At 71.4% G+C, this 25,886-nt stretch carries 16 protein-coding genes and 1 pseudogene; 8 read left to right on the forward strand and 9 right to left on the reverse strand.

Annotated elements, in window-relative coordinates; translation table 11 throughout:
• Positions 1-130 precede the first annotated feature (130 nt).
• Positions 131-1,846, reverse strand: coding sequence for a maltose alpha-D-glucosyltransferase (gene treS, locus AB0D31_RS06370; RefSeq protein ID WP_362717785.1), 1,716 nt, complete (start codon positions 1,844-1,846; stop codon positions 131-133).
• Entirely contained in the window at positions 1,843-3,849 is a 2,007-nt protein-coding gene (locus AB0D31_RS06375) for an alpha-1,4-glucan--maltose-1-phosphate maltosyltransferase (RefSeq protein ID WP_362717788.1), read from the reverse strand. The genes treS and AB0D31_RS06375 overlap by 4 nt, the downstream gene beginning before the upstream one ends.
• Positions 3,850-4,310: 461 nt before the next feature.
• On the opposite strand from AB0D31_RS06375, the gene glgP reads away from it, so the two are divergent.
• Positions 4,311-6,944, forward strand: a complete 2,634-nt coding sequence (glgP, locus tag AB0D31_RS06380; RefSeq protein WP_362717791.1) for an alpha-glucan family phosphorylase — start codon at positions 4,311-4,313, stop codon at positions 6,942-6,944.
• A 158-nt stretch (positions 6,945-7,102) separates the two neighbouring features.
• Here the strand turns inward: glgP and AB0D31_RS06385 are convergent, their stop codons facing one another.
• Entirely contained in the window at positions 7,103-9,139 is a 2,037-nt protein-coding gene (locus AB0D31_RS06385) for a M4 family metallopeptidase (protein ID WP_362717794.1), read from the reverse strand.
• 203 nt (positions 9,140-9,342) lie between these two features.
• Positions 9,343-10,251, reverse strand: coding sequence for a TetR/AcrR family transcriptional regulator C-terminal domain-containing protein (locus AB0D31_RS06390; protein WP_362717797.1), 909 nt, complete (start codon positions 10,249-10,251; stop codon positions 9,343-9,345).
• Between the two features lie 115 nt (positions 10,252-10,366).
• Between AB0D31_RS06390 and AB0D31_RS06395 the strand changes: the two genes are divergently transcribed.
• Positions 10,367-11,896 carry an MFS transporter gene (locus tag AB0D31_RS06395; RefSeq protein ID WP_362717800.1) on the forward strand — a complete coding sequence of 510 codons (1,530 nt, stop codon included), beginning with the start codon at positions 10,367-10,369 and terminating at the stop codon, positions 11,894-11,896.
• Between the two features lie 277 nt (positions 11,897-12,173).
• On the forward strand, positions 12,174-12,680 hold the full coding sequence (locus tag AB0D31_RS06400; RefSeq protein WP_362717803.1) for a DinB family protein: 507 nt from the start codon (positions 12,174-12,176) through the stop codon (positions 12,678-12,680).
• Positions 12,681-12,709: 29 nt separating this feature from the next.
• On the opposite strand, the gene AB0D31_RS06405 is transcribed toward AB0D31_RS06400, so the two are convergent.
• Positions 12,710-13,861, reverse strand: coding sequence for a DUF1266 domain-containing protein (locus AB0D31_RS06405; protein WP_362717805.1), 1,152 nt, complete (start codon positions 13,859-13,861; stop codon positions 12,710-12,712).
• Between the two features lie 205 nt (positions 13,862-14,066).
• Here AB0D31_RS06405 and AB0D31_RS06410 point away from each other — a divergent pair, with 205 nt between their 5' ends.
• Positions 14,067-14,630, forward strand: a complete 564-nt coding sequence (locus AB0D31_RS06410; RefSeq protein WP_362717808.1) for a GNAT family protein — start codon at positions 14,067-14,069, stop codon at positions 14,628-14,630.
• A gap of 97 nt (positions 14,631-14,727) precedes the next feature.
• Here AB0D31_RS06410 and AB0D31_RS06415 read toward each other — a convergent pair whose 3' ends face one another.
• The 3 genes and pseudogenes from AB0D31_RS06415 to AB0D31_RS06425 form a co-directional block, all read right to left on the reverse strand.
• Positions 14,728-16,626 (reverse strand): ABC transporter ATP-binding protein, encoded by a 1,899-nt coding sequence (locus AB0D31_RS06415; protein ID WP_362717811.1) that lies wholly within the window; start codon positions 16,624-16,626, stop codon positions 14,728-14,730.
• Positions 16,623-18,623 carry an ABC transporter ATP-binding protein gene (locus AB0D31_RS06420; protein ID WP_362717814.1) on the reverse strand — a complete coding sequence of 667 codons (2,001 nt, stop codon included), beginning with the start codon at positions 18,621-18,623 and terminating at the stop codon, positions 16,623-16,625. Before AB0D31_RS06420 ends, AB0D31_RS06415 begins: the two co-directional genes overlap by 4 nt.
• 93 nt (positions 18,624-18,716) lie before the next feature.
• Positions 18,717-19,567: pseudogene (locus tag AB0D31_RS06425) on the reverse strand (IS5 family transposase).
• Between the two features lie 264 nt (positions 19,568-19,831).
• On the opposite strand from AB0D31_RS06425, the gene AB0D31_RS06430 reads away from it, so the two are divergent.
• From AB0D31_RS06430 to AB0D31_RS06445, 4 genes are read left to right on the forward strand one after another with little or no spacing between them, the layout of a single operon-like run.
• On the forward strand, positions 19,832-20,734 hold the full coding sequence (locus AB0D31_RS06430) for an ABC transporter ATP-binding protein (protein WP_362717816.1): 903 nt from the start codon (positions 19,832-19,834) through the stop codon (positions 20,732-20,734).
• Positions 20,731-21,531, forward strand: a complete 801-nt coding sequence (locus tag AB0D31_RS06435) for an ABC transporter permease (RefSeq protein WP_362717819.1) — start codon at positions 20,731-20,733, stop codon at positions 21,529-21,531. Before AB0D31_RS06430 ends, AB0D31_RS06435 begins: the two co-directional genes overlap by 4 nt.
• Positions 21,532-21,590: 59 nt before the next feature.
• Positions 21,591-22,859 (forward strand): sensor histidine kinase, encoded by a 1,269-nt coding sequence (locus AB0D31_RS06440; RefSeq protein WP_362717821.1) that lies wholly within the window; start codon positions 21,591-21,593, stop codon positions 22,857-22,859.
• A complete protein-coding gene (locus AB0D31_RS06445; protein WP_362717824.1) occupies positions 22,849-23,493 on the forward strand; it encodes a response regulator transcription factor in 645 nt (214 codons plus the stop codon). The genes AB0D31_RS06440 and AB0D31_RS06445 overlap by 11 nt, the downstream gene beginning before the upstream one ends.
• A gap of 21 nt (positions 23,494-23,514) precedes the next feature.
• Here the strand turns inward: AB0D31_RS06445 and glgX are convergent, their stop codons facing one another.
• The gene (gene glgX / locus AB0D31_RS06450; protein ID WP_362717826.1) at positions 23,515-25,788 is read right to left on the reverse strand and encodes a glycogen debranching protein GlgX; all 2,274 of its coding nucleotides are present in this window, start codon (positions 25,786-25,788) and stop codon (positions 23,515-23,517) included.
• Positions 25,789-25,886 lie beyond the last annotated feature (98 nt).

Raw genomic sequence — 25,886 nt, forward strand, 5'->3', positions numbered from 1 at the left:
TTTCCCCGGGCACACAATCGAGTTGCGCAGAGTGTCCCGGATTGCAACAGAAGCTGTCCGGCGGCGCGCGGGGTTCGGGGTTCAGAGTGCCCCGGGCGGAGCGCTGGAAACCGCTCCGCCCGGGTCCTCGTCACACGACGGCGGGCGGCGTGGGGTCCTTGCGCAGACGGAACCAGTAGAAGCCGTGGCCCGCCAGGGTGAGCAGATACGGCAGCTCGCCGATGGCCGGGAAACGCACCCCGCCGATCAGCTCCACCGGGTGCATCCCGTTGAACGCCCGCAGGTCCAGCTCGGTGGGCTGGGGGAAGCGGGAGAAGTTGTGCACGCACAGCACCAGGTCGTCGCCGTGTTCCCGCAAGAACGCGAGGACGGCCGGGTTGGAGGAGGCCAGCTCGGTGTACGAGCCGAGTCCGAAGGCATGGTTCTGCTTGCGGATCTCGATCATCCGCCGCGTCCAGTGGAGCAGCGACGACGGCGAGGCCATGGATGCCTCGACGTTGGTCACCTGGTAGCCGTAGACGGGGTCCATGATCGTGGGCAGGAAGAGCCGGCCCGGGTCGCAGGAGGAGAACCCCGCGTTGCGGTCGGGGGTCCACTGCATCGGGGTGCGCACCGCGTCACGGTCGCCGAGCCAGATGTTGTCGCCCATCCCGATCTCGTCGCCGTAGTACAGGATCGGCGAGCCGGGCAGCGAGAGCAGCAGCGCGGTGAACAGCTCGATCTGGTTGCGGTCGTTGTCCAGGAGCGAGGCGAGGCGGCGCCGGATGCCGATGTTGGCGCGCATCCGGGGATCCTTGGCGTACTCGGCGTACATGTAGTCGCGCTCTTCGTCCGTGACCATTTCGAGGGTGAGCTCGTCGTGGTTGCGCAGGAAGATGCCCCACTGGGCGTTGCGCGGGATCGCCGGGGTCTTGGCGAGGATTTCCGAGACCGGGTAGCGGGACTCGCGGCGCACCGCCATGAAGATGCGCGGCATCACCGGGAAGTGGAACGCCATGTGGCACTCGTCGCCGCCCTTGGTGAAGTCGCCGAAGTAGTCGACGACGTCTTCCGGCCACTGGTTGGCCTCGGCGAGCAGCACCGTGTCCGGGTAGCTCGCGTCGATCTCGGCCCGTACCCGCTTGAGGAACTCATGCGTTGCCGGAAGGTTTTCGCAGTTGGTTCCCTCCTCCTGGTACAGGTAGGGCACCGCGTCCAGACGGAAGCCGTCGATGCCCAGGTCGAGCCAGAAACGCAGCGCCGAGACGATCTCCTCCTGCACGGCCGGGTTCTCGTAGTTGAGGTCGGGCTGGTGGGAGAAGAAGCGGTGCCAGTAGTACTGCTTGCGGACCGGGTCGAAGGTCCAGTTGGACGTCTCGGTGTCGACGAAGATGATCCGGGCGTCCTGGTACTGCTTGTCGTCGTCGGCCCAGACGTAGTAGTCGCCGTAGGGGCCGTCCGGGTCGCGGCGCGACTCCTGGAACCACTCGTGCTGATCGCTGGTGTGGTTCATCACGAAGTCGATGATCACGCGCATGCCGCGCTGGTGGGCGGCGTCCACGAACTCCACGAAGTCGGCGAGGTCACCGAACTCGGGCAGCACCGCGGTGTAGTCCGAGACGTCGTAACCGCCGTCGCGCAGAGGGGATTTGAAGAACGGCGGGAGCCAGAGGCAGTCGACGCCCAGCCATTGCAGATAGTCCAGCTTGGCGGTGATGCCCTTGAGATCCCCGACGCCGTCGCCGTTGCTGTCCTGGAAGGACCGCACGAGCACCTCGTAGAACACCGCGCGCTTGAACCACTCGGGGTCGCGATCCTTGGCGGGGGTGTCTTCGAACGTGTCGTGGACGGGCTCATTGACGATCATGGTGTGGGTGACCCTCCGATCGGCGGGGACGGTCGCAGGACCAGGATGTGCGCGGGCGCTCGGCCCGGTTCCAGGCGCACGTAGTTGGCCCTGCCCCAGTGGTAGGTCTCTCCGGTGAGCTCGTCGCGCACCGGGAAGGACTCGTCCCAGGTGAGGCCGAGTTCCGGCATGTCCAACGAGACCGTGGCCTCCTGGGTGTGGTGGGGGTCGAGGTTGGCGACCACCACAACGGTGTTCGAACCCGAGCGCTTGCTGTACGCGATCAACGCGTCGTTGTCGGTGGAGTGGAAGTGGACCGAACGCAGCTGCCGCAGGGCCGGCTGGCGGCGCCTGATGCGGTTGAGTGTGGTGATCAGCGGTGCGATGGAGCGGCCCGCGCGCTCGGCCGACTCCCAGTCGCGGGGCCGCAGTTGGTACTTCTCGGAGTGCAGGTACTCCTCGCTTCCCGGCGCGGCGGGCTCGTTCTCGCAGAGCTCGTAACCGGCGTAGACGCCCCAGGAGGGCGAGAGCGTCGCGGCGAGCACCGCCCGCACCTCGAAGGCGGGACGGCCGCCGTCCTGGAGGTAGCCGTGCAGGATGTCCGGGGTGTTCACGAAGAAGTTGGGCCGCATGTAGGGCGCGGTCTCGGTCGCCAGCTCGGTGACGTACTCGGTGAGCTCCTGCTTGGTGGTGCGCCAGGTGAAGTAGGTGTACGACTGCTGAAAACCGATCTTGGCGAGGGTGCGCATCATCGCCGGCCGGGTGAACGCCTCGGCCAGGAAGATCACCTCCGGGTCGGTGCCGTTGATCTCGGCGATGACCTGTTCCCAGAAGACCACCGGCTTGGTGTGCGGATTGTCCACGCGGAAGATGCGTACGCCGTGCCCCATCCAGAACCGCAGCAGCCGCACCGTCTCCTCGACCAGGCCCGGCATATCCTGGTCGAAGGCGATCGGGTAGATGTCCTGGTACTTCTTCGGCGGGTTCTCGGCGTACGCGATCGTGCCGTCGACGCGGTGGTGGAACCACTCGGGGTGCTTGTCGACCCAGGGGTGGTCGGGGGAGCACTGGAGGGCGAAGTCGAGGGCCACTTCGAGGCGCAGGTCGCGCGCTGCGCTCACGAAGTCGTCGAAGTCCTCCAGGGTGCCCAGATCGGGGTGGACGGCGTCATGGCCGCCGTCGGACGAGCCGATCGCCCAGGGCACACCGACATCCAGGGGCCCCGCCTCCAGGCTGTTGTCGGGGCCCTTGCGGTAGGTGGTGCCGATGGGGTGGATCGGTGGCAGATAGACGACGTCGAAGCCCATGGCGGCGATCGCGGGCAGCCGCGCGGCCGCCGTGCGGAAGGTGCCGGATACCGGCGGGCCCTCACCGCTGACGACGGCGCCCTCGGAGCGCGGGAACAGCTCGTACCAGGACCCGTACAGCGCCCGCCGCCGCTCCACGAGCAGCGGCATCGGCGCCGAGGAGGTCACCAGGTCGCGCAGCGGATACATCGAAAGGGCCGCGTCCACACCGGGGTCCAGGGCGGCGGCCAGCCGGTCGCCGGGGGAGCGGCCGGTGTCGCGCAGGGCGTCGGCCACCGCGAGGACCGCCTCGCGCCGCCCCTTGGCCTTGGGTACCCCGGCCGCCGCCCGTTCGTACAGCGCGGCGCCCTCCGCGAGGACGAGCTCGGTGTCGAGGCCGGCCGGGATCTTGATGCGGGCGTGGTGGCGCCAGGTGGTGAGCGGGTCGCCCCACCCCTCCACGGTGTACGTCCACAGGCCTTCCGAGGTCGGGGTGACCTCGGCGCCCCACAGGTCGGTGCCGGGCGCGAGTTCTCGCATCGGGGTGAAGGGGCGCCGGCGCCCTCCGGGGTCGCGCAGGACGACGTTGGCGGCCACGGCGTCATGACCCTCGCGGAACACGGTGGCGGTCACCTGGAAACTCTCCCCTGCCACCGCCTTCGCGGGCCTGGTGCCGTTCTCGACGGCGGGGCGCACGTCGAGAACGGGGATGCGTCCGATGGACGGGTTCGGGTTCACGGGTTCACCTGCGGATGATTGGTATGGTTTGCCGCGTTTGCGGGAGTCTGTCCTTTTTAGCTGCTCCCTGGGCGACTGACCGGCTGCGGGCATGGCCGCTCCTGTCCGCGTTCACTCGAATGGCGTGCGGGAAACACTGCAAGAAGGCGTACCGAGTGAGCCTTCCACGGTGTACGGGTGGGCATTCCGGCTGTTTGCTAACTACCTGCGCGTAATGCATCGGACAAGGAAACCGCCCCGAACCGTGGCCGACAACCGCCCAAACTTTGCCTGCCCGCACGTGAGGTGACGGCGGTTCAGGGAACGGTGTCCCGTGGCGGACACCGTCCGGAATCCATGGCTCCGGACCGCGGGGTGCAGTCGTGGCCCGGGGCGCACCGGCATTACCTTCGGGAGTGAAGGAGGGGCGCACATCACCGTGTGCCCGCCCCGCTACGTACGTCCCCTGCGAAGGTGGAAGCGTGAAGGCAATCCGTCGATTCACCGTGCGCCCTGTCCTGCCCGACGCCCTTCGTCCGCTCAGCGATCTCGCGCGCAATCTGCGCTGGTCCTGGCATGCGGAGACCCGAGACCTCTTCAAGGCCCTGGACCCCGACGGCTGGCGGGCGGCGGGTGAGGACCCCGTGCGGCTGCTCGGCGCCGTCGGCGCCGCCCGGCTCGACACGCTCGCCCAGGACCGCCGCTTCCTGCGCCGGCTCACCGCGGCCGCCGACGACCTCGACGACTATCTGCACGGCCACCGCTGGTACCAGGACCAGAGCGGTGAACTCCCGTCCGCCATCGCCTACTTCTCGCCCGAGTTCGGTGTCACCGCCGCCCTTCCGCAGTACTCCGGCGGCCTCGGCATCCTCGCCGGCGACCATCTGAAATCCGCCAGCGACCTCGGCGTGCCCCTCATCGGGGTCGGCCTCCTCTACCGGCACGGCTACTTCCGCCAGTCGCTCTCGCGCGACGGCTGGCAGCAGGAGCACTACCCCCTGCTCGACCCCAACGAGCTGCCCGTCTCCCTGCTGAGGGAAGCGGACGGCACCCCCGCCAAGGTGTCGCTCGCCCTGCCCGGCGGCCGCGCCCTGCACGCCGCGATCTGGCAGGCCAGGGTCGGCCGGGTGCCGCTGCTCATGCTCGACTCCGACGTCGAGGACAACGGCCCCGGCGAACGCGACGTGACCGACCGCCTCTACGGCGGCGGCAGCGAGCACCGCCTCCTCCAGGAGATGCTGCTCGGCATCGGCGGGGTGCGCGCGGTGCGGACGTACTGTCGCCTCACCGGGCATGCCGCGCCCGAGGTGTTCCACACCAACGAGGGGCACGCCGGGTTCCTGGGGCTCGAACGCATCCGTGAACTCGCCGGAGATGGGCTGGAATTCGACGCCGCGCTCGAATCGGTGCGGGCCGGCACCGTCTTCACCACCCACACCCCGGTGCCCGCCGGCATCGACCGCTTCGACCGCGAACTGGTCGCCCGCCATCTGGGCGACGATGGCGAGCTGCCCGGCGTCGACGTCGAGAAGATCCTCCAGCTAGGCCTGGAGACCTACCCCGGCGGCGAGCCGAACCTCTTCAACATGGCCGTCATGGGGCTGCGGCTCGCCCAGCGCGCCAACGGCGTCTCCACCCTGCACGGCGCCGTCAGCCGGCAGATGTTCGCGGGGCTCTGGCCCGGCTTCGACCCGCAGGAGGTGCCGATCACCTCCGTCACCAACGGCGTGCACGCCCCCACCTGGGTGGCGCCCGAGGTCTTCCGGCTCGGCGCCCGCCAGATCGGCGCCGGCCGCACCGAGGACGCCCTCGCGGTCGGCGGCTCCGAGCGCTGGGACGCCGTCGCCGACATCGGCGACGGCGAGATCTGGGAGCTGCGCAGGGAGCTGCGCGAACAGCTCGTCACCGAGGTGCGGGAACGGCTGCGTGCCTCCTGGCGCCAGCGCGGCGCCGGCTCGGCCGAACTGGGCTGGATCGAGGGGGTGTTGAGCCCCGACGTGCTCACCATCGGCTTCGCCCGGCGTGTCCCCTCCTACAAACGGCTCACGCTGATGCTGCGCGACCGCGAGCGCCTTATGGAGCTGCTGCTCCATCCGACGCGGCCGGTGCAGATCGTGGTGGCGGGCAAGGCGCACCCCGCCGACGACGGCGGCAAGCGGCTCGTACAGGAGCTGGTGAAGTTCGCCGACGACCCCCGGGTCCGCCATCGCATCGTGTTCCTGCCGGACTACGGCATGAAGATGGCGCAGAAGCTGTACCCCGGGTGCGACGTGTGGCTCAACAACCCGCTGCGCCCCCTTGAGGCCTGCGGGACGAGCGGGATGAAGGCGGCTCTCAACGGCTGTCTCAACCTGTCGGTCCTGGACGGCTGGTGGGACGAGTGGTTCGAGCCCGACTTCGGCTGGGCCATCCCGACCGCCGACGGCGCGGCGACCGACGAGGACCGCCGCGACGAGCTGGAGGCCAACGCCCTCTACGACCTCATCGAGGACCGGGTCGCCCCCCGCTTCTACGACCGCGGCCCCTCCGGCCTTCCCGACCGGTGGATCGAAATGGTCCGCCAGACCCTCACCACCCTGGGCCCCAAGGTGCTCGCGGGACGCATGGTGCGGGAGTACGTGACCCGTCTGTACGCACCGGCCGCCGCCGCCCACCGCTCCCTCGACCCTTCCACGGCACGGGAGTTGGCGGACTGGAAGACGCGGGTGCGGCGCGCCTGGCCGCGGGTCGCCGTCGACCACGTCGAGGCGGTGGCCCCCGACGCGGCCGTCCAGGGCGGCACCGCGGAGCTCGGCTCCACGCTGGCCCTTCGGGTACGGGTCGCCCTGGGCGAGCTCGGTCCCGACGACGTGGAGGTACAGGCGGTGGCCGGCCGGGTGGACGCCACCGACGCCATCGCGGACGCGGCCGTCTTCCCGCTGAAACCGGCGGGCGGCGCCGACCTGGAGGGCCGCTGGGTCTACGAAGGCCCGCTCGCCCTCGACCGTACCGGCCCGTTCGGCTACACGGTCCGTGTCCTGCCGGCCCACCGGGGCCTCGCGACCCACGCGGAGCTCGGCCTGGTCGCGGGTCCGACCGAGGCGACGGGTGAGGGCGCGGGCGTGCTCATGCGCTGAGCGCCGGCCTCCGTACGGCCGTGAAATGGGCGGTGCCCGGAGCCTCATGGGCTCCGGGCACCTTCACTTTCCGGCCAGCCGCCTGGTCAGAAGGTGAGTTCCAAGAAGGTGAACTCCCCCCATTGCTCCGGGAGTCCGGTGGTGCGGCTCGCCGAGGTTCAGAAGGAGAGCTTGAAGTCGGTGATGGTGCCGACGTCCTGCCGCGCCTTGTCCTGGACCTTGAGCTTCCACACGCCGTTCGCCGCGACGCTGGAGGCGTTCACGGTGTACGTCTTGTTGAGGTTCTGCGTCGAGTCCGACGAGGAGCTCTTCAGACGGAACGACGTGCCGTTCGGGGCCACCAGATCGATCTGGAGGTCACCGATGTAGGTGTGCGTGATCTTCACGCCGACCTGGAGGGCGGACGGCGCGTTGCCGGTGATCCCCGAGACGGTGACCGGCGAGGTCACCGCGGCACCCGGGTAGTCCGGAATGGCCACGCTCGCCGTGTTCTCGAAGACCTTGCCACCGGGGTCTGTGCCGCCGCCGTGACGGGCGCCGACGTTGATGGCCGCCCACGCGTCGGTGACGTTGGTGACCTCGGCGCTGCCCGCGCCGTACAGCTCGGTCGCCGCGGCGATGGTGCCCGCACGGGCCCCCGCGTAGTCCGTGCTGGAGTTGAACTTGGTGGTCAGCGCCTTGTACCAGATCAGCTGGGCCTTGTCGCGGCCGATGCCGGTGACCGGCAGGCCGTCGGAGGTCGGCGAGTTGTAGCTCACGCCGTTGATGACCTTGGCGCCGCTGCCCTCGGACGCCAGGTAGAACCAGTGGTTCGCCGGGCCGGACGAGTAGTGGACGTCGAGGTTGCCGACGCCGGAGTACCAGCTGTCCGCGGAGCCGCCGTCCTTGCTCGGCTTGTCCATGTAGCGCAGCGGGGTGCCGTCGCCGTTGATGTTGATCTTCTCGCCGATGAGGTAGTCACCCGGGTCGGAGGAGTTGTTCGCGTAGAACTCCACCGAGGTGCCCATGATGTCCGAGGTGGCCTCGTTGAGACCGCCGGACTCGTCCGCGTAGTTGAGGCCCGCGGTGGCGGCGGTGACGCCGTGGCTCATCTCGTGGCCGGCCACGTCGAGCGCGGTCAGCGGGTCGTTGTTGCCCGTGCCGTCGCCGTACGTCATGCAGAAGCAGCTGTCGTCCCAGAACGCGTTGACGTACGCGTTGCCGTAGTGGACGCGGGAGTAGGCGCCGACGCCGTCGCCCCGGATGCCGCTGCGGCCGAACACGTTCTTGTAGAAGTCCCAGGTCTCGCCCGCGCCGTACGCGGCGTCCGCACCCGCGGTCGCGGCGTTGGCGTTGGTGCCGTCACCCCAGGTGTCGTTGGTCTGGGTGAACAGCGAACCCGTGCCGGACGTCCCGTGGTTCAGGTTGTACGTCTTGTGGCCACCGCGGGTGTTGTCGGTCAGGGTGTAGTTCGACCCGGACTGGGTGGTGCTCAGCGTGACCTGCCCGCTGTAGCGGGTGTTGCCCACGCCGGTCTCGATGCCCTGCCACTGGTGCAGCTTGGCGCCCGTCTTGGCGTCCGTGATGACGTGCAGCTGGTTCGGGGTGCCGTCGTCCTGGAGACCGCCCACGACCGTCTCGTACGCGAGGGTCGGCGCGCCCTTGACCATCCAGATGACCTTGCGGGCGCTGTCGGCCTTGGTGGCCTTCGAGCCGGCGGCCTTGGCGGCCTTGAGGGCCGTGGTGGCCGCGGCGGCCGGAGCGGCGGCGGGGGTGGTGGTCGAAATCCCCTGGAGCTGCGCGTTGTTGGCCTTGAGGACGTTCGCGGTCTTGCCGGACGCGGTGTCGACCATCAGGTCGCCACCGAGGACGGGCAGGCCCTGGTAGGTCCGCTCGTAGCGGGTGTGGACCGTGCCGTTCTGGTCCTTGGAGACGTCGTGGACGACGAGCTTCTCCTGCGCGCCGAGGCCGAGCGTCTTGGCGGTGTCCGCCGTGGTCGCCGTGGCCTGGCGTATGAGCTCGGCGCGCTGGGAGGGGGTGAGACTGGCGGGCAGGGCGCCCGGATTGCGTACCGCCTGGGCCTTGAGGGCCGCGGTGGCCGCGGAGTCGTCGGGGTGTGCGCTGGCGGTCCCGGCCTGGAAGCCGACACTCAGCATGGCGGCAGCGGCGATCAGGGCGCCGGTGGCGGTGGCACGACGACGATGCGTGGATCTCACGCGAACTCCTTCTGCGAGGGGGATCCGGGCGACTGGGTGGGGTCGGCCGGGCAGAGCAAAGCGGAGCAGGTGCGGCAACGAGATGTTGTGCGTGAAAACTGTGTGCGAGGAACGGGGGAAGAGTGCCAGGCGGGAAGAACCTGTGTCAGGAGCGCGTCAACAAGTTGGCCGAAAAACGTCCGTTGTCCGAAGGTCGTCGTTCGTTAAGCGGACGTTTCGCGGATGCTCACGGCGATGCCGTCGAGAAGTCGGTCGAGGCCGAAACCGAAGAGCGAGTCCAGGTCCATCGCGAACGGCTCGTGTTCGAACAGAGTGGTGAGCACGGGGTAGTGGCCGCGCTTCACGATGGCCGCAAACCGACCCCCGTGCCGCTCCATCCACGCGTCGTTGGAGACCCCGGTGTCCTGGAGCGCGTGCCCCTCCAGCTCCATCGCCAGGCCGAGCCCCTGGACGAACGCGACGAGCGTGAGGTGCGCGAGCATGACCTGGTGCGCACCGAGTGAGGTGCCGCGCAAGGCCCTGAGCACCGACTCCGTGTACGTCATCGCCGCGGGCATGGGCTCCGGCCGGCTGAAGGACGCCATCGCCCGCGCCATCCACGGATGCGCTCGGTACGCGCCCCACAACCGGTGGGTGCTGTACGTGAGTTGAGCCCGCCAGTCACCGTCCGGGCGGCCCGGATCCGCCTCCGCGAACCCCACGTCCGTCATGAGCCGTACGAGCTCTGCCTTGTTCGGCACATGCCGGTACAGCGCCATCGTGGAGGTGCCGAGACCGGCCGCGACCCGCCGCATGGAGAGCCCCGCGAGCCCCTCCGTGTCCGCGATGCGGACCGCGGCGGCCACCACGGCGGCCCGGCTCAAAGGAGCCCCCCGCTCCAGCCCGCGCGCCGGCGCCGCCTCGGCGACCACTGTGCCGACCCCCGGCACCGCCCGCACCAGACCCTCCCGCGCCAGCACGCCGAGCGCCTTGGTCGCGGTCGCCATCGCCACCCCGGACTCCCGCACGATGGCCCGCGTCGAGGACACCCGGTCACCCGGCGCGAGCTCGCCCGACATGATGCGGCGCCGGATGCCGGCAGCGATGGAGAGGTAGGGCGCGGGATCGGTCACGGCGGGCAGTGTACTAGTGCGCGTAGCGGCGTACTCCCGTGCCACCAGCGGGATTTGGAGAGGGTGCACTAGGTCGACGGTGTCGCCGTACGCGCCCCTCTGCTTCGCTCCCTCCATGGACACCACCACCGGCCCCCACGCGGGCCGCACCGACCCGGCCGCGCCGCGCGCCGGACGCGGGGAATGGACCGCGTTCGCCGTCCTCATGCTCCCGCTGCTGCTCGTCTCGATGGACGTCTCCATCCTCTACTTCGCCATCCCGTCCATCAGCGAGGACCTCAGGCCCAGCTCCACTCAGCAGCTGTGGATCCTCGACATGTACGGTTTCGTGCTCGCGGGACTGCTCATCACCATGGGCGCGCTCGGCGACCGCATCGGCCGACGCCGCCTCGTGCTCGCCGGGGCGGCCGTCTTCGGCCTCGCCTCGCTGGCCGCGGCCTACGCCGGCTCGCCCCAACTCCTCATTGCGGCAAGGGCGTTGCTCGGCGTGGGCGGAGCCGCCCTGATGCCCGCCACGCTCGCCCTGATCCGCAACCTGTTCCGCGACGAGCGGCAGCGCGCCAAGGCGGTCACCGCGTGGACCGGCGTCATGACCGTCGGCATCTCCTTCGGGCCGGTCGTCAGCGGAGCCCTGCTCGAGCACTTCTGGTGGGGCTCGGTGTTCCTCGTCAACCTCCCCGCGATGCTGCTTCTGCTCATCCTGGCGCCGCTGCTGCTGCCCGAGGTGACGCAGCCGGTGGCCGGCCGCTTCGACTGGCCGAGCGCGGTGCTGTCGCTCGCCGGGCTCCTCCCCGTAATCCAGGGAATCAAGCAACTCGCCCGTGACGGCGTGGGGTTGGCGTCTGTGGTGTCCCTCCTGTGCGGGCTCGCCCTCCTGTGCGTCTTCGTGCGCCGCCAGTCCCGGCTCGCCCACCCCCTGGTCGACCTGGAGCTGCTGCGCCGCCGCACCTACGGCGGGGCGGTGCTCGCCAATCTCCTCGCCATCGCGGCGACCGTGGGTATGGCGGTGTTCCTCACCCAGTACCTCCAGACGGTGCTCGGTCAGAGCCCGCTGCGCGCGGCGCTGTGGAGCCTGGTGCCGGCGGTGGGGGCGTTCGTGGGGGCGCCGTGCGGGGCGGCGCTCGCCCGCCGCCACGACCGGGGGAGCGTCATGGCGGCCGGCTTCGCCCTCTCCGCGTGCGGGTTCCTGGCGCTGACGCGGGTCCGCACGGACTCGGCGCTGTGGTTCACGCTCACCGCCTGCGCGGTGTACACGTGCGGCCTCGTCGCCGCGATGTCCCTCGCCAACGAACTCGCGCTCGGCGCGGCGCCGCCCGAGCGGGCCGGATCGGCGGCGGCGGTCCTTGAGGCCGGCCAGGAGCTGGGCGGGGCGCTCGGCATGGCGGTCCTCGGCTCCGTGGGCGCGGCGGTCTACCGCCACGGCATGTCCGGCGCGCCGGCGCCGGCCCGCGAGACGCTGGGTGCGGCGGTTGCGCTTGCGCGCGGCGATGTGGGTTTGGCTTCCTCGGCCTACGCGGCGTTTACGCGGGGGCTGGATGGGGTGGCGTGGGGGGCGGCGGGGTTGATGGTGGGGGCGGGGGTGTCGGCGTGGCTGCTTCTGCGCGAGCGGCGGGTAGGGGTGGGGGTCGGGGCCGGGGTCGGGTAAGCGGGGCTTCTCGGCCCCGGAGGGGCGGGGCGATGCGCAGTTCCCCGCGCCCCGTGGGGGGTTGGGCCTGGGGCAGGGCCACTGGCTGGTTTGGTCCGCTGTGCGTAGTCAGGGGCGCGGGGAACTGCGCGACCAGCCCACGACGGCGTGCGGACGACGGCGCTCGGTGCCGGGTCGCTGGTCGGGCAGGTCTGCTGCAACGTCCAGGGGCGCGGGGAACTGCGCGGAGCCTCGCGCGGTACTGTGCGGCCGTACCGCACGCATCAGGAGCAGCCCAGTGACCGATCACCGTATAGGCCCACCCCACTTCGGCCCCGAGCGGGAGACGCTCCGCGCCTTCCTCGACTACCACCGCGCCACGCTCGCCATGAAATGCGAGGGGCTCGGCGACGAGGAGCTGCGGCAGCGGTCCATGCCGCCCTCCACACTCAATCTGCTCGGCCTCGTCCGGCACATGGCCGAAGTCGAACGCGCCTGGTTCCGGCGGGTGTTCGAGGACCACGACGCTCCCATGGTGTGGTCGGACCACGTCGACTTCCAGGCCGCCTACGACACCGAAGGCGCCACCCGCGCCGACGCGTTCGCCGCATGGGAAGCCGAGGTGGCGCACTCCCGGCGGATCGAGCGCGAAGCCGAGTCGCTCGACCTCGCCGGGCTCCAGCCGCGCTGGGGCGAGGAGGTGTCGCTGCGCATGGTGATGCTGCACATGATCCTGGAGTACGGCCGCCACAACGGCCACGCCGACCTCCTGCGCGAGGGCGTCGACGGCGCCGTGGGTGCCTGAGCGCACCCCGCGTGCGGCCCGGCCGCGGCTCAGCGCCAGGGGATGTTGCGCCAGGGGCTGCCCTCGTGATCGGTGAGGATCCGGTGGGCGGTCACGTTCTGCTGGTAGTAACTGCCGTACGACTCCTCGTCGAAGCGCAGCACCCGCCCCAGCGCGTACCCCGCTGAGAAGTCCCCCCACGAGAGATACGCCGCCTTGCTCAGGGCCCCCGCGTGCACGATCACCTGCTCTGCCTCGTGCGGCGTGCAGAACCGTGCCGACAGGCCCCAGCGCGCCAGGTTCACCGCGCGTCCGTAGTCGTAGGCGACGGCCGTGGTGACCCGGCCGTCCGGCGGGAGCAGCCCGTCGGCCCGGAACCGGGCCTCGTAGCGGGCGATGCGCCGCACCAGCTCCTCGATCTCCTTGACGGCGACGTGCCCCACCCCGATGTCCTGGGCGTGCCCGGCGGCCGTCTCGCGCCACAGCTCGGCCGGCGGTGCCTCGTCGAGCCCGGCCCGCAGCTCCTCCCGTACGCGCAGCACGAAGTCGGGCTCCGCGGGGCTGTTGCGCGCGTCGAGCAGGGCGTCCACCTGCTGCCGCCACCCCGCGGGGTCCGTGATGCCCCACGAATCGCGAAGCATCCGGAGCTCCGCGGTGTACTCGTGGTAGACGGTGCCCACCTCGTTCCACGGCACGTCGTGGCTGACCGCGAGATGCGCGCCGCAGGCGAGCCCGTACGCGAGCGGGCCGCGCAGCGCGCCGTGCCGCAGCCCGGTCAGCCGCTCGGGGCGTCCGGCTGCCGCGTGGAGCCGGCGCCACCGCGCCAGGTGCTCGGCGCCGGTCGGCAGGAACAGCTGGGCCGGGGTGCCCGCGTTGACCGCGAGCAGCGTCCGGCCGCCGAGCAGACCCGAGTCGGCGATCCACCCGAGCGAGACCCCGTGGAACACCCAGTCCGGGTGCCACGGCGGCAGCATGCCGCGGGTGAACACCGGTTTGCAGGGGCGCCCGGACGCATCCCGGTAGGCGGGCCAGCGGACCCGGTCGGGCCGCGCGTCGACCTCGGCCTTCGGCGCGGCGATGTAGAGCACCTCACGGGCCAGCACCCGCATCTGCTCCTCGGTGTCGCCGCGCAGCCCCGCGCTGTGCAGCAGCCACTCCGTCTCCGTCGGTGCCGCCCAGCTGATCCCCGTTGCCGTTGCCACGCCCGCAATCCTACGAAACCGGTCCCGCCGGGTGGGGCGGGGGCAGGTGGGTGGGCACGGGGAGGGAGGAGCGGTGGGGTGGCGGAGGGGGCGGTGGGGTCCTGCGGCCGTCCGCTGTCCCGAGCGCTACGGTCGGCGGCGCGTCCGCTGGCCCGAGCGCTACGGTCGGCGGCGCGTCCCCTGGCCGGAAGGCTACGGTTCTCGCATGACCGTTCCCGCCGAACTGCTGCACCACGACGTCCTGTTGCGGATCCTCACCCCCAACGACGCGGACGCGCTGTGCCGCGCCCAGGTGACCAACCGGGCTCACCTGCGACCGTGGGAGCCGCGCCGCCCCGAGCGCTTCTTCACCGTCGAGGGGCAGGCGGAGCGCATCGCGGTGCTGCTGAAGGAGTTCGGCGAGGGGCGCGCCGTGCCGTGGGTGCTGGAGAAGGACGGGGACGTCGTTGGCGCCTTCACGCTGTCGGGCGTGGTCCTCGGACCGTTCCGCAGCGCGTCGCTCGGCTACTGGGTCGCCGCCGACCAGCAGGGCCGGGGCCTCGCCGGGGCTGCGGTGGGGCGGGTGTGCGCGGCCGCCCGCGACGTCGTCGGCCTGCACCGCGTCGACGCCTGCACCCTGCTCGACAACCACGCCTCGCAGCGCGTCCTGGCGAAAAACGGCTTCGAGCTCTTCGGCATGGCGCCGCGCTATCTGCACATCGACGGGGAGTGGCGCGACCACCGGATGTTCCAGCGGATCCTGCACGATGAGGCGCCGCCGGGTCGCTGAGCCCGAGCCTGGCCTTCGCCCGCGCAGTTCCCCGCGCCCCTGGCGGGGCCGTTCTTGGCGGGGTGGCAAGCGGAGGCCGGCTCGGGCCCGCCGGATGTCAGGCCAGGCTGTCCTGCCAGGCGCGGTGGAGGTTCGCGAAGCGGCCCGTGCCGGCGATCAGTTCGGCGGGAGAGCCGTCCTCGACGATGCGGCCGTGCTCCATCACCAGGACCCGGTCCGCGATCTCGACCGTGGACAGGCGGTGCGCGATGACCACCGCGGTACGGCCGCTCAGGACCGTGAGCATGGCCCGCTGCACCGCGCGCTCGCCCGGAACGTCCAGCGAGCTGGTCGCCTCGTCGAGGATGAGTACCGCCGGGTCGGCGAGCAACGCCCGTGCGAATGCGACGAGTTGGCGCTGGCCCGCCGAGATCCGGCCGCCCCGCTTGCGTACGTCCGTGTCGTAGCCGTCCGGCAGGCTCGCGATGAAGTCGTGCGCGCCGATCTGCTTCGCGGCCCGCTCGATCTCCTCCCGGGTGGCGTCCGGGCGGCCGATCGCGATGTTCTCGGCGACCGTGCCGGAGAACAGGAACGCCTCCTGGGTGACCATGACGACCCCGCGCCGCAGATCCCGTACGGACAGCTCCCGCAGATCCGTACCGTCGAGCAGTACGCGGCCCGCCGGGGTCCCGCGCCGCCCGGCGTCGGCCGGGGCGCCGGGGGAGGGGTCGTAGAAGCGGGCCAGGAGCTTGGCGAGGGTGGACTTGCCCGCACCCGTCGAGCCGACCACCGCCACGGTCTGGCCCGCGGGGATGGTCAGGTCGAAGCGCGGAAGCACCTCGCCGCCGGTCCGGTACGCGAAGCTGACCTGCTCGAAGTCGACGCGGCGGCCCGGGAGTTCATTCCGGGTCTCGGGCAGGGGGATCGGGTCGGCGGGCTCCGGGACGGACGGGACCTGGGCGAGCAGCCCGGCCACCTTCTCCAGGGAGGCGGCGGCCGACTGGTAGGAGTTGAGGAACATCCCGAGCCGGTCGATGGGGTCGTACAGGCGACGCATGTACAGGACCGCGGCGGCCAGCACACCCAGGGCGAGGGTGCCGTTGGCGACGCGGGTCGCACCCCACAGCACCATCGCGGCGACCGCGATGTTGGCGACGAGCCGGGAGCCCACCACATAGCGCGCCATCTCCAGGAGCGCGTCGCCGTTCCTGCGCTCGTGGCGCCGGTTCAGCTCCTGGAACTCGGCGTCGTTGGCGCGCTCGCGCCGGAACGCCTGCACCGGCCGGATGCCGTTGAGGGTCTCCGCGAACTTGACGATCACCGCAGCGATCGCCGTGGACCGCGCCCCGTAGATGGCCCCGGCCCTGCGCTGATAGGAGCGGATCAGGAAGTGCAGCGGAAGATAGGAGGCGACGGCGAGCGCGCCGATGCCCCAGTCCAGCCAGAGCAGCATGGCGCAGATGTAGAGCGACGAGAGGATCACCGCGATCAGCTCCTGCAGGCCCTCGCTCAGCAGCTCGCGCAGCGACTCCACGTCCGTGGTGGAACGCGAGATGAGCCGGCCCGATGTGTACCGCTCGTGGAAGTCCACACTCAGCGCCTGGGCGTGCCGGAAGATCCGGCCGCGCAGATCGAGCAGGACGTTCTGGTTGACCCGCGCGGAGGTCTGGATGAAGGCGTACTGGAAGAACCCGGAGGCCAGCGAGCACACCAGGTAGCCGGCGCCCACGGCGACGAGCGGCCCGTAGTCGTGCGCGCGGAACGCCGGTACGCCCCGGTCGATGGCGTACGCCACGAGCAGTGGGCCCGCCTGCGCCGCGGCCTGCTGCACCACGAGCATCAGCGTCGCGAACACCACGCGGGCGCGCAACGGCCGCAGCAGGGACCGCAGCAGCGCGCCCGTCGCCCCGGGCGGCGCGGGCAGCTCGTCGCGGTCGAACGGATCGATGTGCCGGATGTCCGGCCCGGCCACCCTCTCGTCGTCGGTGGCCGCTTCCTGCCCGACCGTGGTGGTCATCGCCCGTCCTCCCGCTCGTCGTCGTGATGGTCGCCGGCGCCCGACATCAGCCAGGCGTAGGCGGCGTTGGTGCGCAGCAGCTCCTGGTGCGTGCCGACGGCCGTGATCCGGCCCTCCGACAGGAGCGCCACCCGGTCGGCGAGCATCACCGTCGAGGGGCGGTGCGCGACGACCAGCGCGGTGGTGTCCTGGAGCACCCGCCGCAGCGCCGCCTCCACCAGCGCCTCCGTGTGGACGTCGAGCGCGGAGAGCGGGTCGTCGAGGATCAGGAACCTCGGCCGCCCCACGACGGCCCGCGCCAGCGCGAGCCGCTGCCGCTGCCCGCCCGACAGACTCAGGCCCTGCTCACCGACCTGTGTGTCCACGCCGTGCGGCAGCCGCGCCACGAACTGCGCCTGCGCGATGTCGAGAGCGCGCTCCAGATCCCGCGAACTCCCGCCGCCCATCAGGACGTTGTCGCCCACCGAGGCCGAGAAGAGCGTGGGCTCCTCGAACGCCACGGAGACAAGCCCGCGCAGCCGGTCCCGGGACATCGCGGCGATGTCCTCCCCGTCGAGCGTGATCCGCCCGCCGCTGACGTCGTAGAGCCGCGGCACGAGCGCGGTGAGCGTGGTCTTCCCGGACCCGGTGCCCCCGACCAGAGCCATGGTCTCGCCGGGCCGGATGTGCAGGTCGACCCCGTTGAGCACGGGTTCGCTGCCCTCGGCCGCGTCGGGATACCGGAACACCACGGAGTCGAACCTGATCCCGTCCGCCACGATCGTCTCGGCCCCCGGGGCATCGGCCTCGGCGCGGGGTGCCGCACGGTCGGCCCCTGGTGCACGGTCCGCGGACGAAGCGGCATCGGAGGCCGCCACAGGAGCGGGGCCGCAGCCCGGCACGGGACCGGGATCCCGCGCCACCCCGGTGTGGCGGAGGCCGAGATCCGGTGCGGGGCCGGCGGGCCCGGGGCCGAGGGGCGGAGCCCCTTGGGGGTGGCCCGTGGAGGCGCCCGGCGCCTGCGCCTCCTCCTGCGCGTCCATCGCCTCGAAGAACCGCGATGTCGCCGTCGCGGACTCCTGGCTCATCGCCAGCAGGAACCCGATCGACTCCACCGGCCACCGCAGGGCAAGCGCCGTGGACAGGAACGCCACCAGCGTCCCTGCCGACAAGTCCCCGTCGGCCACCTGCACCGTGCCGAGCACCAGCGCCGCGCCGATGGCCAGTTCGGGGATGGTGGTGATCAGGCCCCAGATCCCGGCCAGCAGCCGGGCCTTGGCGAGCTCGGTGCCGCGCAGCCGGCCGGCGAGTTCGCGGAACGCCACCGCTTGGCTGCGGTGTTGCCCGAACCCCTTGATGATGCGGATGCCGAGCACGCTCTCCTCGACGACCGTCGTGAGATCGCCCACCTGGTCCTGGGCCTTGCGGGCGACCAGCGAGTAACGGGTCTCGAAGAGCGAGCAGATGACCACCAGCGGGATCACCGGCACCAGCAGCACGAGGCCGAGGCTCCACTGCTGGGAGAGCAGGATCGCGAACCCGGCCAGGATCGTCACCCCGTTGACGGCGAGGAAGGTCAGCGGGAACGCCAGGAACATCCGCAGCAGCATGAGGTCCGTGGTGCCGCGCGACAGGAGCTGACCCGATGCCCACCGGTCGTGGAAGGAGACCGGGAGGCGCTGCACGTGCCGGTACAGATCGGCCCGCATGTCGGCCTCGACCCGTGCGAGCGGCCGCGCCACCAGCCAGCGCCGCAACCCGAAGAGCGCCGCCTCGGCGAGCCCGAGCAGCAGCAGGTAGAGCGCGCCGAGCCACACCCCGCCGGGGTCGTGCCCGGCGATCGGCCCGTCGACGATCCACTTCAGGACGAGCGGGATCACCAGACCGAGGCAGGAGGCGACGATCGCCACACCTGCCGCGCTGAGCAGGCGTGTTCGTACGGGGCGTACGTACGGCCAGAGTCTCAGGAGCGAGCGGGTGGCCGACTGGTCCTTGGTAGCTGCATGTGTTTCGGACATCAGAGCTGAGCCTACGGACGGGCACCGACAGTGCCCACTGAGTTTCGGCCGGGTCCCGCTGGTCCGCTGGTCCTAGGGCCTGTCTTCAAAGGGTCAGATCCACATGAGGAGTGACGCGATGGTGAGTGCCGCTTCGTAGGATTCGCGGGTTTTGTCGTAGCGGGTAGCGATGGCCCGATACTGCTTTAACGCGTTGAAGCAGCGTTCGACGACGTTGCGCTGTTTGTAGCGCTCCTTGTCGAAAGCGGGTGGCCTGCCGCCGTTGCTGCCACGACGGCGACGGTTCGCCTGCTGGTCCGACCGTTCAGGGATGGTGTGCGGGATACCATGTTTTCGCAGGTAGTTGCGTATGGATCGACTGCTGTATCCCTTGTCGCCCAGGAGATGATCGGGCCGGTTGCGAGGTCGGCCTGGGCCTGGACGGCGAACCCTGATCTTCGCGAGGACCTGCTCGAACTGCGTGCAGTCGTTGATGTTGCCGCCTGTGATGACAAATCCGAGCGGACGCCCGCGGCCGTCGCAGGCGAGGTGAATCTTGGTCGTCAGTCCGCCACGGGATCGTCCGAGGGCGTGAGCGCGTGCCGTTTCCGCGGGGCCTGCCCTTTTTTACGGGCGCCGGCCGCGTGCTGGTGAGCGCGGGTGATCGTGGAGTCCACCGATACCAGCCAGTCAACGTCCCCAGCCGCATCCTTCTGGGCCTGAACGGCCTCAAGCATCCGCGTGAACGTGCCATCGAGCGCCCACCTGCGGAAACGTGTGTACAGCGTCCGCCAAGACCCGTATCTCTCCGGCACATCACGCCAGGCCGAACCGGTCCGCAGCTTCCACACGATCCCGTTGAGCACCACCCGGTCGTCCCGCCGGGGCCGCCCCGTGTCCGTCCGAGGAAGCAGCCCCGACAGAACGTCCCACTCTTCGTCCGAGAGCTCATGTCGCCGCACCACGCATCATATGATGCCCCATCAACAGCCTTTGAAGACAGGCCCTAGGACCGCTCGCGCGCCGCGGAGCGGGCCCGGGGCAAAGGCCCCATGAGCCACTCGCCCGCCGCGAGGTGACGCCGCGAGCCCGCGCTGCGAGGTGGTGCCGCGAGCCCGCGCCGCGAGCCCGCGCCCGCGAAGTCGTACCGCCGATCAACCGATCGGTTGATACCGCATCGAGCGCGATGGGCGATGTGGCGGACCCCCGCCGGCCGGGATTCTCAAGGCATGGCAATCATCGAAGTCAACGCGGTGCGCAAGGCGTACGGCCGCAGGCCCGCCGTCGACGGCGTCAGCTTCACCGTCGAGGAGGGCGAGATCTTCGGGATCCTCGGCCCCAACGGCGCCGGCAAGACCACCACCGTCGAATGCGTCGAGGGGCTCCGCGTTCCGGACGCCGGGACGATCCGGGTGGCCGGGTACGACCCGGTCGCCGACCACGACGAGGTGACCCGGGTCCTCGGCGCCCAGCTCCAGGAGAGCGAGCTCCAGCCCAAGCTCACCGTGCGCGAGGCCCTTGAGCTGTACGCCGCTTTCTACCCGGACCCGGCCGACTGGCGCCCGCTCGCCGAACGCCTCGGCCTCACCGAGAAGCTGACCACCCGCTTCGCCAAACTGTCCGGCGGCCAGAAGCAGCGCCTGTCCATCGCGCTCGCCCTCATCGGCAATCCGCGCGTGGTCGTCCTCGACGAACTCACCACAGGGCTCGACCCGCGGGCCCGCCGCGACACCTGGAAACTGATCGAGGACGTACGCGCCGGCGGGGTCACCGTCCTGCTCGTCACGCACTTCATGGAGGAGGCGCAACGCCTCTGCGACCGGGTCGCCGTCATCGACAAGGGGCGGGTCGCCGCTCTGGACACGCCCTCCGGACTGATCCGGCGTGCGGCGGGCTCCACCGTCATCTCGTTCACCCCCTCCGCCCCCCTCGACGGCCTCGCCCTCAGCGAGCTGCCGCAGGCCGCGGCCGTGGAGGAGAAGCACGGCCGGGTGACCATCCACGGCACCGACGAGACCGTCAACGCCGTGATCACCCTGCTCGCCCGGCACCACATCACCGCCCATCAACTCCGTGTCTCCGAGGCCACCCTCGACGACGCGTTCCTGGACCTGACGGAGGCCTCGGCATGACCAGCACCCTCATCCCGCCGCGCCCGGACCGCGCCGCCCGCGCCGCCCGCGCCTCCCGTCCGGCCGCCGTCGCCGTACTGAAGACCGAGGCCACGCTCTTCCGCCGGGAGCCCGCCGGACTCTTCTGGATCATGGTCTTCCCGACCGTCCTGCTGGTGGTGCTCGGCTCGATCCCGGGCTTCCGCGACCCCGACAAGGCGCTCGGCGGCATCCGCTTCGTCGACGCCTACGTACCCGTCGCCGTACTCCTCTCCATGATCATGGCGGGCCTTCAGGCCATGCCGCCCGTCATCACCGGATACCGCGAACGCGGCATCCTGCGCCGGATGTCGGCCACCCCCGTACGCCCCTCCGCCGTGCTCGGCGCGCAGGTGGGGCTGCATGGCGCGGCCGCTCTGGTCTCCGCCGTCCTCTCGCTCGCCGTCGGCAGGATCGCCTTCGGCGTGGCGCTGCCGCACCAGCTCCCCGGATACGCCCTCGCGCTGCTGCTCGCCGTCCTGAGCGCGCTCGCCCTGGGCGCCCTGATCTCCGCGCTCTCCCGCACCTCCAAGATCGCCAACGCCATCGGCTCCGCGGTGTTCTTCCCGATGATGTTCAGCGCGGGTGTCTGGCTGCCCGTCCAGGCGATGCCCGACACGCTGGCCCGCGTCGTGGAGCTGCTGCCCTTCGGCGCCGCCGCCCAGGCCCTCACCGAGGCCGCGGCCGGCCACTGGCCCGGCTGGGACCACCTCGGCGTCCTCGCCCTGTGGACGGTGCTGCTCTCGGCGGCCGCGACCCGTTGGTTCCGGTGGGAATGACCGCGGTGGCCCGCTGGGGCGGTGCCCCCCGCGGCTTCGGCGTGGACGACACTGGGGCCATGAGCGACGGGGTGCACGAGGTGAAGCGGGACCCGGTGGAGGAACGCTGGGAGACCTTCCACCGCTGGGGCCCCTACGGGCTGCTCTTCGTCGGCTGCCTCGCCGCCACCGCCACCGCCGACCTGCTGATGAGCGCCGGTACCCGCTGGACCGCCCTCGGTCTGGTCGGCGCGGCCCTGCTGCTCCAGCTCTGCTGGGACCGGGTGCGCCGCGCCCGGCCGGGCCCGTCCGCCGCCGGAGCCGTCTACTACTTCCTGCGCTGGGGCCTCGCCTTCGCGCTCACCTGGCTCAACCCGTTCTTCGCCTTCTTCGCCGTCTGCGGCTACTTCGGCGCCCAGGCGGTGCTGCCCCGGCGCCTGGTGCGGGTCGGCCTGTTCGCGACCGCCGTCATCATGGCCGGCTCGCAATCGGGCGGCCTGCCTCCCGACGGGTCCATGGGGTGGGTGGTGTTCGGCGCCGTACTCGCGATCAACTGCGTCCTGCTCACGGTGTTCAGCCACCTCGCCGCGCAGGAGGACGAACGGGCCCGGGTGCAGACCGCGACCATCGCCGAGCTGGAGACCACCAACGCCCGCCTCCAGCAGGCCCTCGACGAGAACGCCGCCCTCCACGCCCAACTCCTGCTCCAGGCACGGGAAGCGGGCGTCGCCGACGAGCGCCGCCGGCTCGCCGCCGAGATCCACGACACCATCGCGCAGGGCCTGACCGGGATCATCGCCCAGCTCCAGGTGGTCACGAGCAGTACCGACCCCGCCCTCGTACGCGACCACCTCGCCAGCGCCCAGGCACTGGCCCGGCACAGCCTCGGCGAGGCCCGGCGCTCGGTGCAGAACCTCAGCCCCCTCGACCTCGAACACGACGTCCTGCACGAGGCGTTGAAGAAGACCGTCGCCGAATGGGGCGCCCGGCACGCGGTGCGCGCCGACTTCACCGTGACCGGTACCGCGGTTCAGCTCCACGACGAGATCGAGGCCACCCTGCTCCGCATCGCCCAGGAGGCCCTCGCCAACACCAGCCGCCACGCCCACGCCTCCCGCATCGGCGTCACCCTCTCCTTCATGGGCGACGAGGTCTTGCTCGATGTACGCGACGACGGCCGGGGCTTCGACCCGCTCGCCCTGCCGGCCCGCTCCGGCTCCGGCGGCTTCGGCCTCGACGGCATGCGGGCCCGCGCCGAACGCATCGCGGGCAGCGTCGTGGTGGAATCGGAGCCCGGCCATGGCACCGCCGTCTCGGCCCGCGTACCGTTGGTCCCCCATGACCACTGACGCCGCCATCACCCTCCTGATCTGCGACGACCACCCCGTAGTGCGGGACGGTCTGCGCGGCATGTTCGCCTCCGCCGACGGCTTCGAGGTCCTCGGTGAGGCCTGCGACGGCGTCGAGGGCGTCGACCTCGCGCAGCGACTCGACCCGGACGTCGTCCTGATGGACCTGCGGATGCCGGGCGGAGGGGGAGTGGCCGCGATCGCCGAGCTCACCCGGCGCGGGCTTCGCTCCAAGGTCCTCGTCCTCACCACGTACGACACCGACTCCGACACGCTGCCCGCGATCGAGGCGGGCGCCACCGGCTATCTGCTCAAGGACGCCCCGCGCGAGGAGCTGTTCACCGCGGTCAGGGCCGCCGCCGCGGGCCGCACGGTGCTCTCGCCCGCCGTCGCCTCGCGCCTGGTCACAGCGGTGCGCACGCCTGCCGTGCCCGCGGGCGAGCCGCTTTCGGGGCGTGAGCGCGAGGTCCTCGAACTGGTCGCGAAGGGCACCTCCAACCGGGAGATCGCCCGCGCCCTGTTCATCAGCGAGGCCACGGTGAAGACCCATCTCACGCACATCTACGGCAAGTTGGGCGTCAAGGACCGCGCCGCCGCGGTCGCGGTGGCGTACGACCGCAAGATCCTCGGCTAGCCACCGCGTGGCCCGCGGGCCCTACTCCGCCACCTTCAGGACCAGCACCGACCGGCCCGGCAGGGTCACCGTAGTGCCGCCCGGGTGCACCCGGCCCGGCGGCGCCGCCTGTTCCTCCTCCGAGGTGTCCACGACCACCTCGTACGACGCGGCCCACGGCGGCCCCGGCAGCACACAGCTCTCCGGGCGGTCACCGGAGTGCAGCAGGATCAGGAAGCTGTCGTCGGTCACCGGGGCGCCCCGGGCGTCGCGCCCGGGAATGTCGCGGCCGGAGAGGTACAGGCCGAGAGTGGCGGCCGGCGCGTACCAGTCCCGCTCCGTCATCTCCTCGCCCCGCGCCGTGAACCAGGCCAGATCCCGCAGCCCGTCCGCGCCCTGCGCCCGGCCCGAGAAGAAGGCCCGGCGGCGCAGCACCGGGTGCCGGTGCCTCAACTCGACCAGCCGTGCGGTCAGTTCGAGCAGCCGGCGCGAGCCCGGCTGGTCGAGGAGCGACCAGTCGACCCAGCTCACCTCGCCGTCCTGGCAGTACGCGTTGTTGTTGCCGCCCTGGGTGCGGCCCATCTCGTCGCCCGCGACGAGCATCGGCACACCCGTCGAGACCAGCAGCGTGGTGAGCAGGTTCCGCAGCTGGCGGCGGCGGAGCGCGTTGATGCCGGGGTCGTCGGTCTCGCCCTCCGTCCCGCAGTTCCAGGCGCGGTTGTCGTCGGTGCCGTCCCGGTTGCCCTCGCCGTTGCCCTCGTTGTGCTTGCGCTCGTACGAGACCAGGTCGCGCAGGGTGAAACCGTCGTGCGCGGTGATGAAGTTGATCGACGCGTACGGCCGGCGGCCGCCCCAGGCGTACAGGTCGCTGGAGCCCGAGAGCCGGTAGCCGAGGTCGCGCACATCGGGCAGCGCGCCGCGCCAGAAGTCGCGTACGGCATCGCGGTAGCGGTCGTTCCACTCCGTCCACAGCGGGGGGAACGAGCCGACCTGGTAGCCGCCGTCGCCCACGTCCCACGGCTCGGCGATCAGTTTCACGCGCCGAAGGACCGGGTCCTGGGCGATCACGGCGAGGAACGGGGAGAGCATGTCGACGTCGTGCATCGAGCGGGCGAGCGCCGCCGCCAGATCGAAGCGGAAGCCGTCCACACCCATCTCGGTCACCCAGTAGCGCAGCGAGTCGGTGATCAGCCGCAGCACATGGGGCTGGACCACATGGAGGGTGTTGCCGCACCCCGTGTAGTCGGCGTAACGGCGGGCGTCGGCCTGGAGGCGGTAGTAGCCGCGGTTGTCGATGCCGCGCAGGGACAGCATCGGCCCCAGCTCCGAGGCCTCCGCGGTGTGGTTGTAGACCACGTCGAGGATGACCTCGATGCCGGCGGCGTGCAGCGCGCGCACCATCCGCTTGAACTCGCCGACCTGCTGCCCGGTGCTGCCGCTCGCCGAGTACGCGGCGTGCGGCGCGAAGTACCCGATCGAGTTGTAGCCCCAGTAGTTGCGCAAGCCCCGCCGCAGCAGATGGTCCTCGTGGGCGAACTGGTGCACCGGGAGCAGCTCGACGGCGGTCACACCGAGCCGCACCAGATGGTCGATCGCGGCCGGATGGGCGAGCCCCGCGTAGGTGCCGCGCAGATGCTCGGGTACCCCCGGGTGGCGGCGGGTGAAGCCGCGTACGTGCAGCTCGTAGATGACCGAGTCCGACCAGGGCGTCTTGGGCCGGTGGTCGTCGGCCCAGTCGTCGTCGTCCTGCACGACCACGCCCTTGGGGACGTGCGGCGCCGAGTCCCGGTCGTCGCGCACGGTGTCGGCGACCTGCTGCTGCGGCCAGTCGCGCACATGCCCGTACACCTCGGGCGGCAGCACGAAGTCGCCGTCGACGGCCCGCGCGTACGGGTCGAGCAGCAGCTTCGCCGGGTTCCAGCGGGCCCCCGTCCACGGGTCCCAGCGGCCGTGGACGCGGAACCCGTAGCGCTGGCCCGGCCGCACGCCCGGTACGAAGCCGTGCCAGATCCCATGGGTCAGCTCGCTCAGCGCGAGCCGGGTCTCGGTGCCCGCCGGGTCGAACAGGCACAGCTCGACCGCTTCGGCGCCGCCCGCCCACAGCGCGAAGTTGGTGCCCGCCACCCCGTCGGGGCCGACCCGGAAGCGGGCCCCGAGCGGGGTGGGGGCGCCCGGCCAGACAGGGGGGCGCAGAGCCCCCGGTTCACCCCGGTGGCCATGCACCCTGCGGCGCCCTTCCCGGGCGGGCGCGCCCTCGATATCGGGCGCGCTCCCGGCGGCACCCCGCACTGCCTCCTGCTCGGCTGCGCTCGACACCTGACGGCCTCCTGCGGCTCGGCACAGGGCAGCCGCGGCGTCCCGGCCGCGGCTCCCCGTGCGTGTCCTTCCCCTTGTTCTTCCCGCAACAGCCCTCG

This window comes from Streptomyces sp. NPDC048361, assembly GCF_040651795.1.
Taxonomy (GTDB): Bacteria; Actinomycetota; Actinomycetes; order Streptomycetales; family Streptomycetaceae; genus Streptomyces.

Coding starts and splice junctions, on each gene's coding strand:
- AB0D31_RS06395 (WP_362717800.1), top strand. CDS start 10,367: ATGGACACCACCACCGGCCCCCACGCGGGCCGCACCGACCCGGCCGCG.
- AB0D31_RS06440 (WP_362717821.1), top strand. CDS start 21,591: ATGAGCGACGGGGTGCACGAGGTGAAGCGGGACCCGGTGGAGGAACGC.
- AB0D31_RS06420 (WP_362717814.1), bottom strand. CDS start 18,623: ATGTCCGAAACACATGCAGCTACCAAGGACCAGTCGGCCACCCGCTCG.
- AB0D31_RS06435 (WP_362717819.1), top strand. CDS start 20,731: ATGACCAGCACCCTCATCCCGCCGCGCCCGGACCGCGCCGCCCGCGCC.
- AB0D31_RS06415 (WP_362717811.1), bottom strand. CDS start 16,626: ATGACCACCACGGTCGGGCAGGAAGCGGCCACCGACGACGAGAGGGTG.
- treS (WP_362717785.1), bottom strand. CDS start 1,846: ATGATCGTCAATGAGCCCGTCCACGACACGTTCGAAGACACCCCCGCC.
- AB0D31_RS06410 (WP_362717808.1), top strand. CDS start 14,067: ATGACCGTTCCCGCCGAACTGCTGCACCACGACGTCCTGTTGCGGATC.
- AB0D31_RS06445 (WP_362717824.1), top strand. CDS start 22,849: ATGACCACTGACGCCGCCATCACCCTCCTGATCTGCGACGACCACCCC.
- AB0D31_RS06430 (WP_362717816.1), top strand. CDS start 19,832: ATGGCAATCATCGAAGTCAACGCGGTGCGCAAGGCGTACGGCCGCAGG.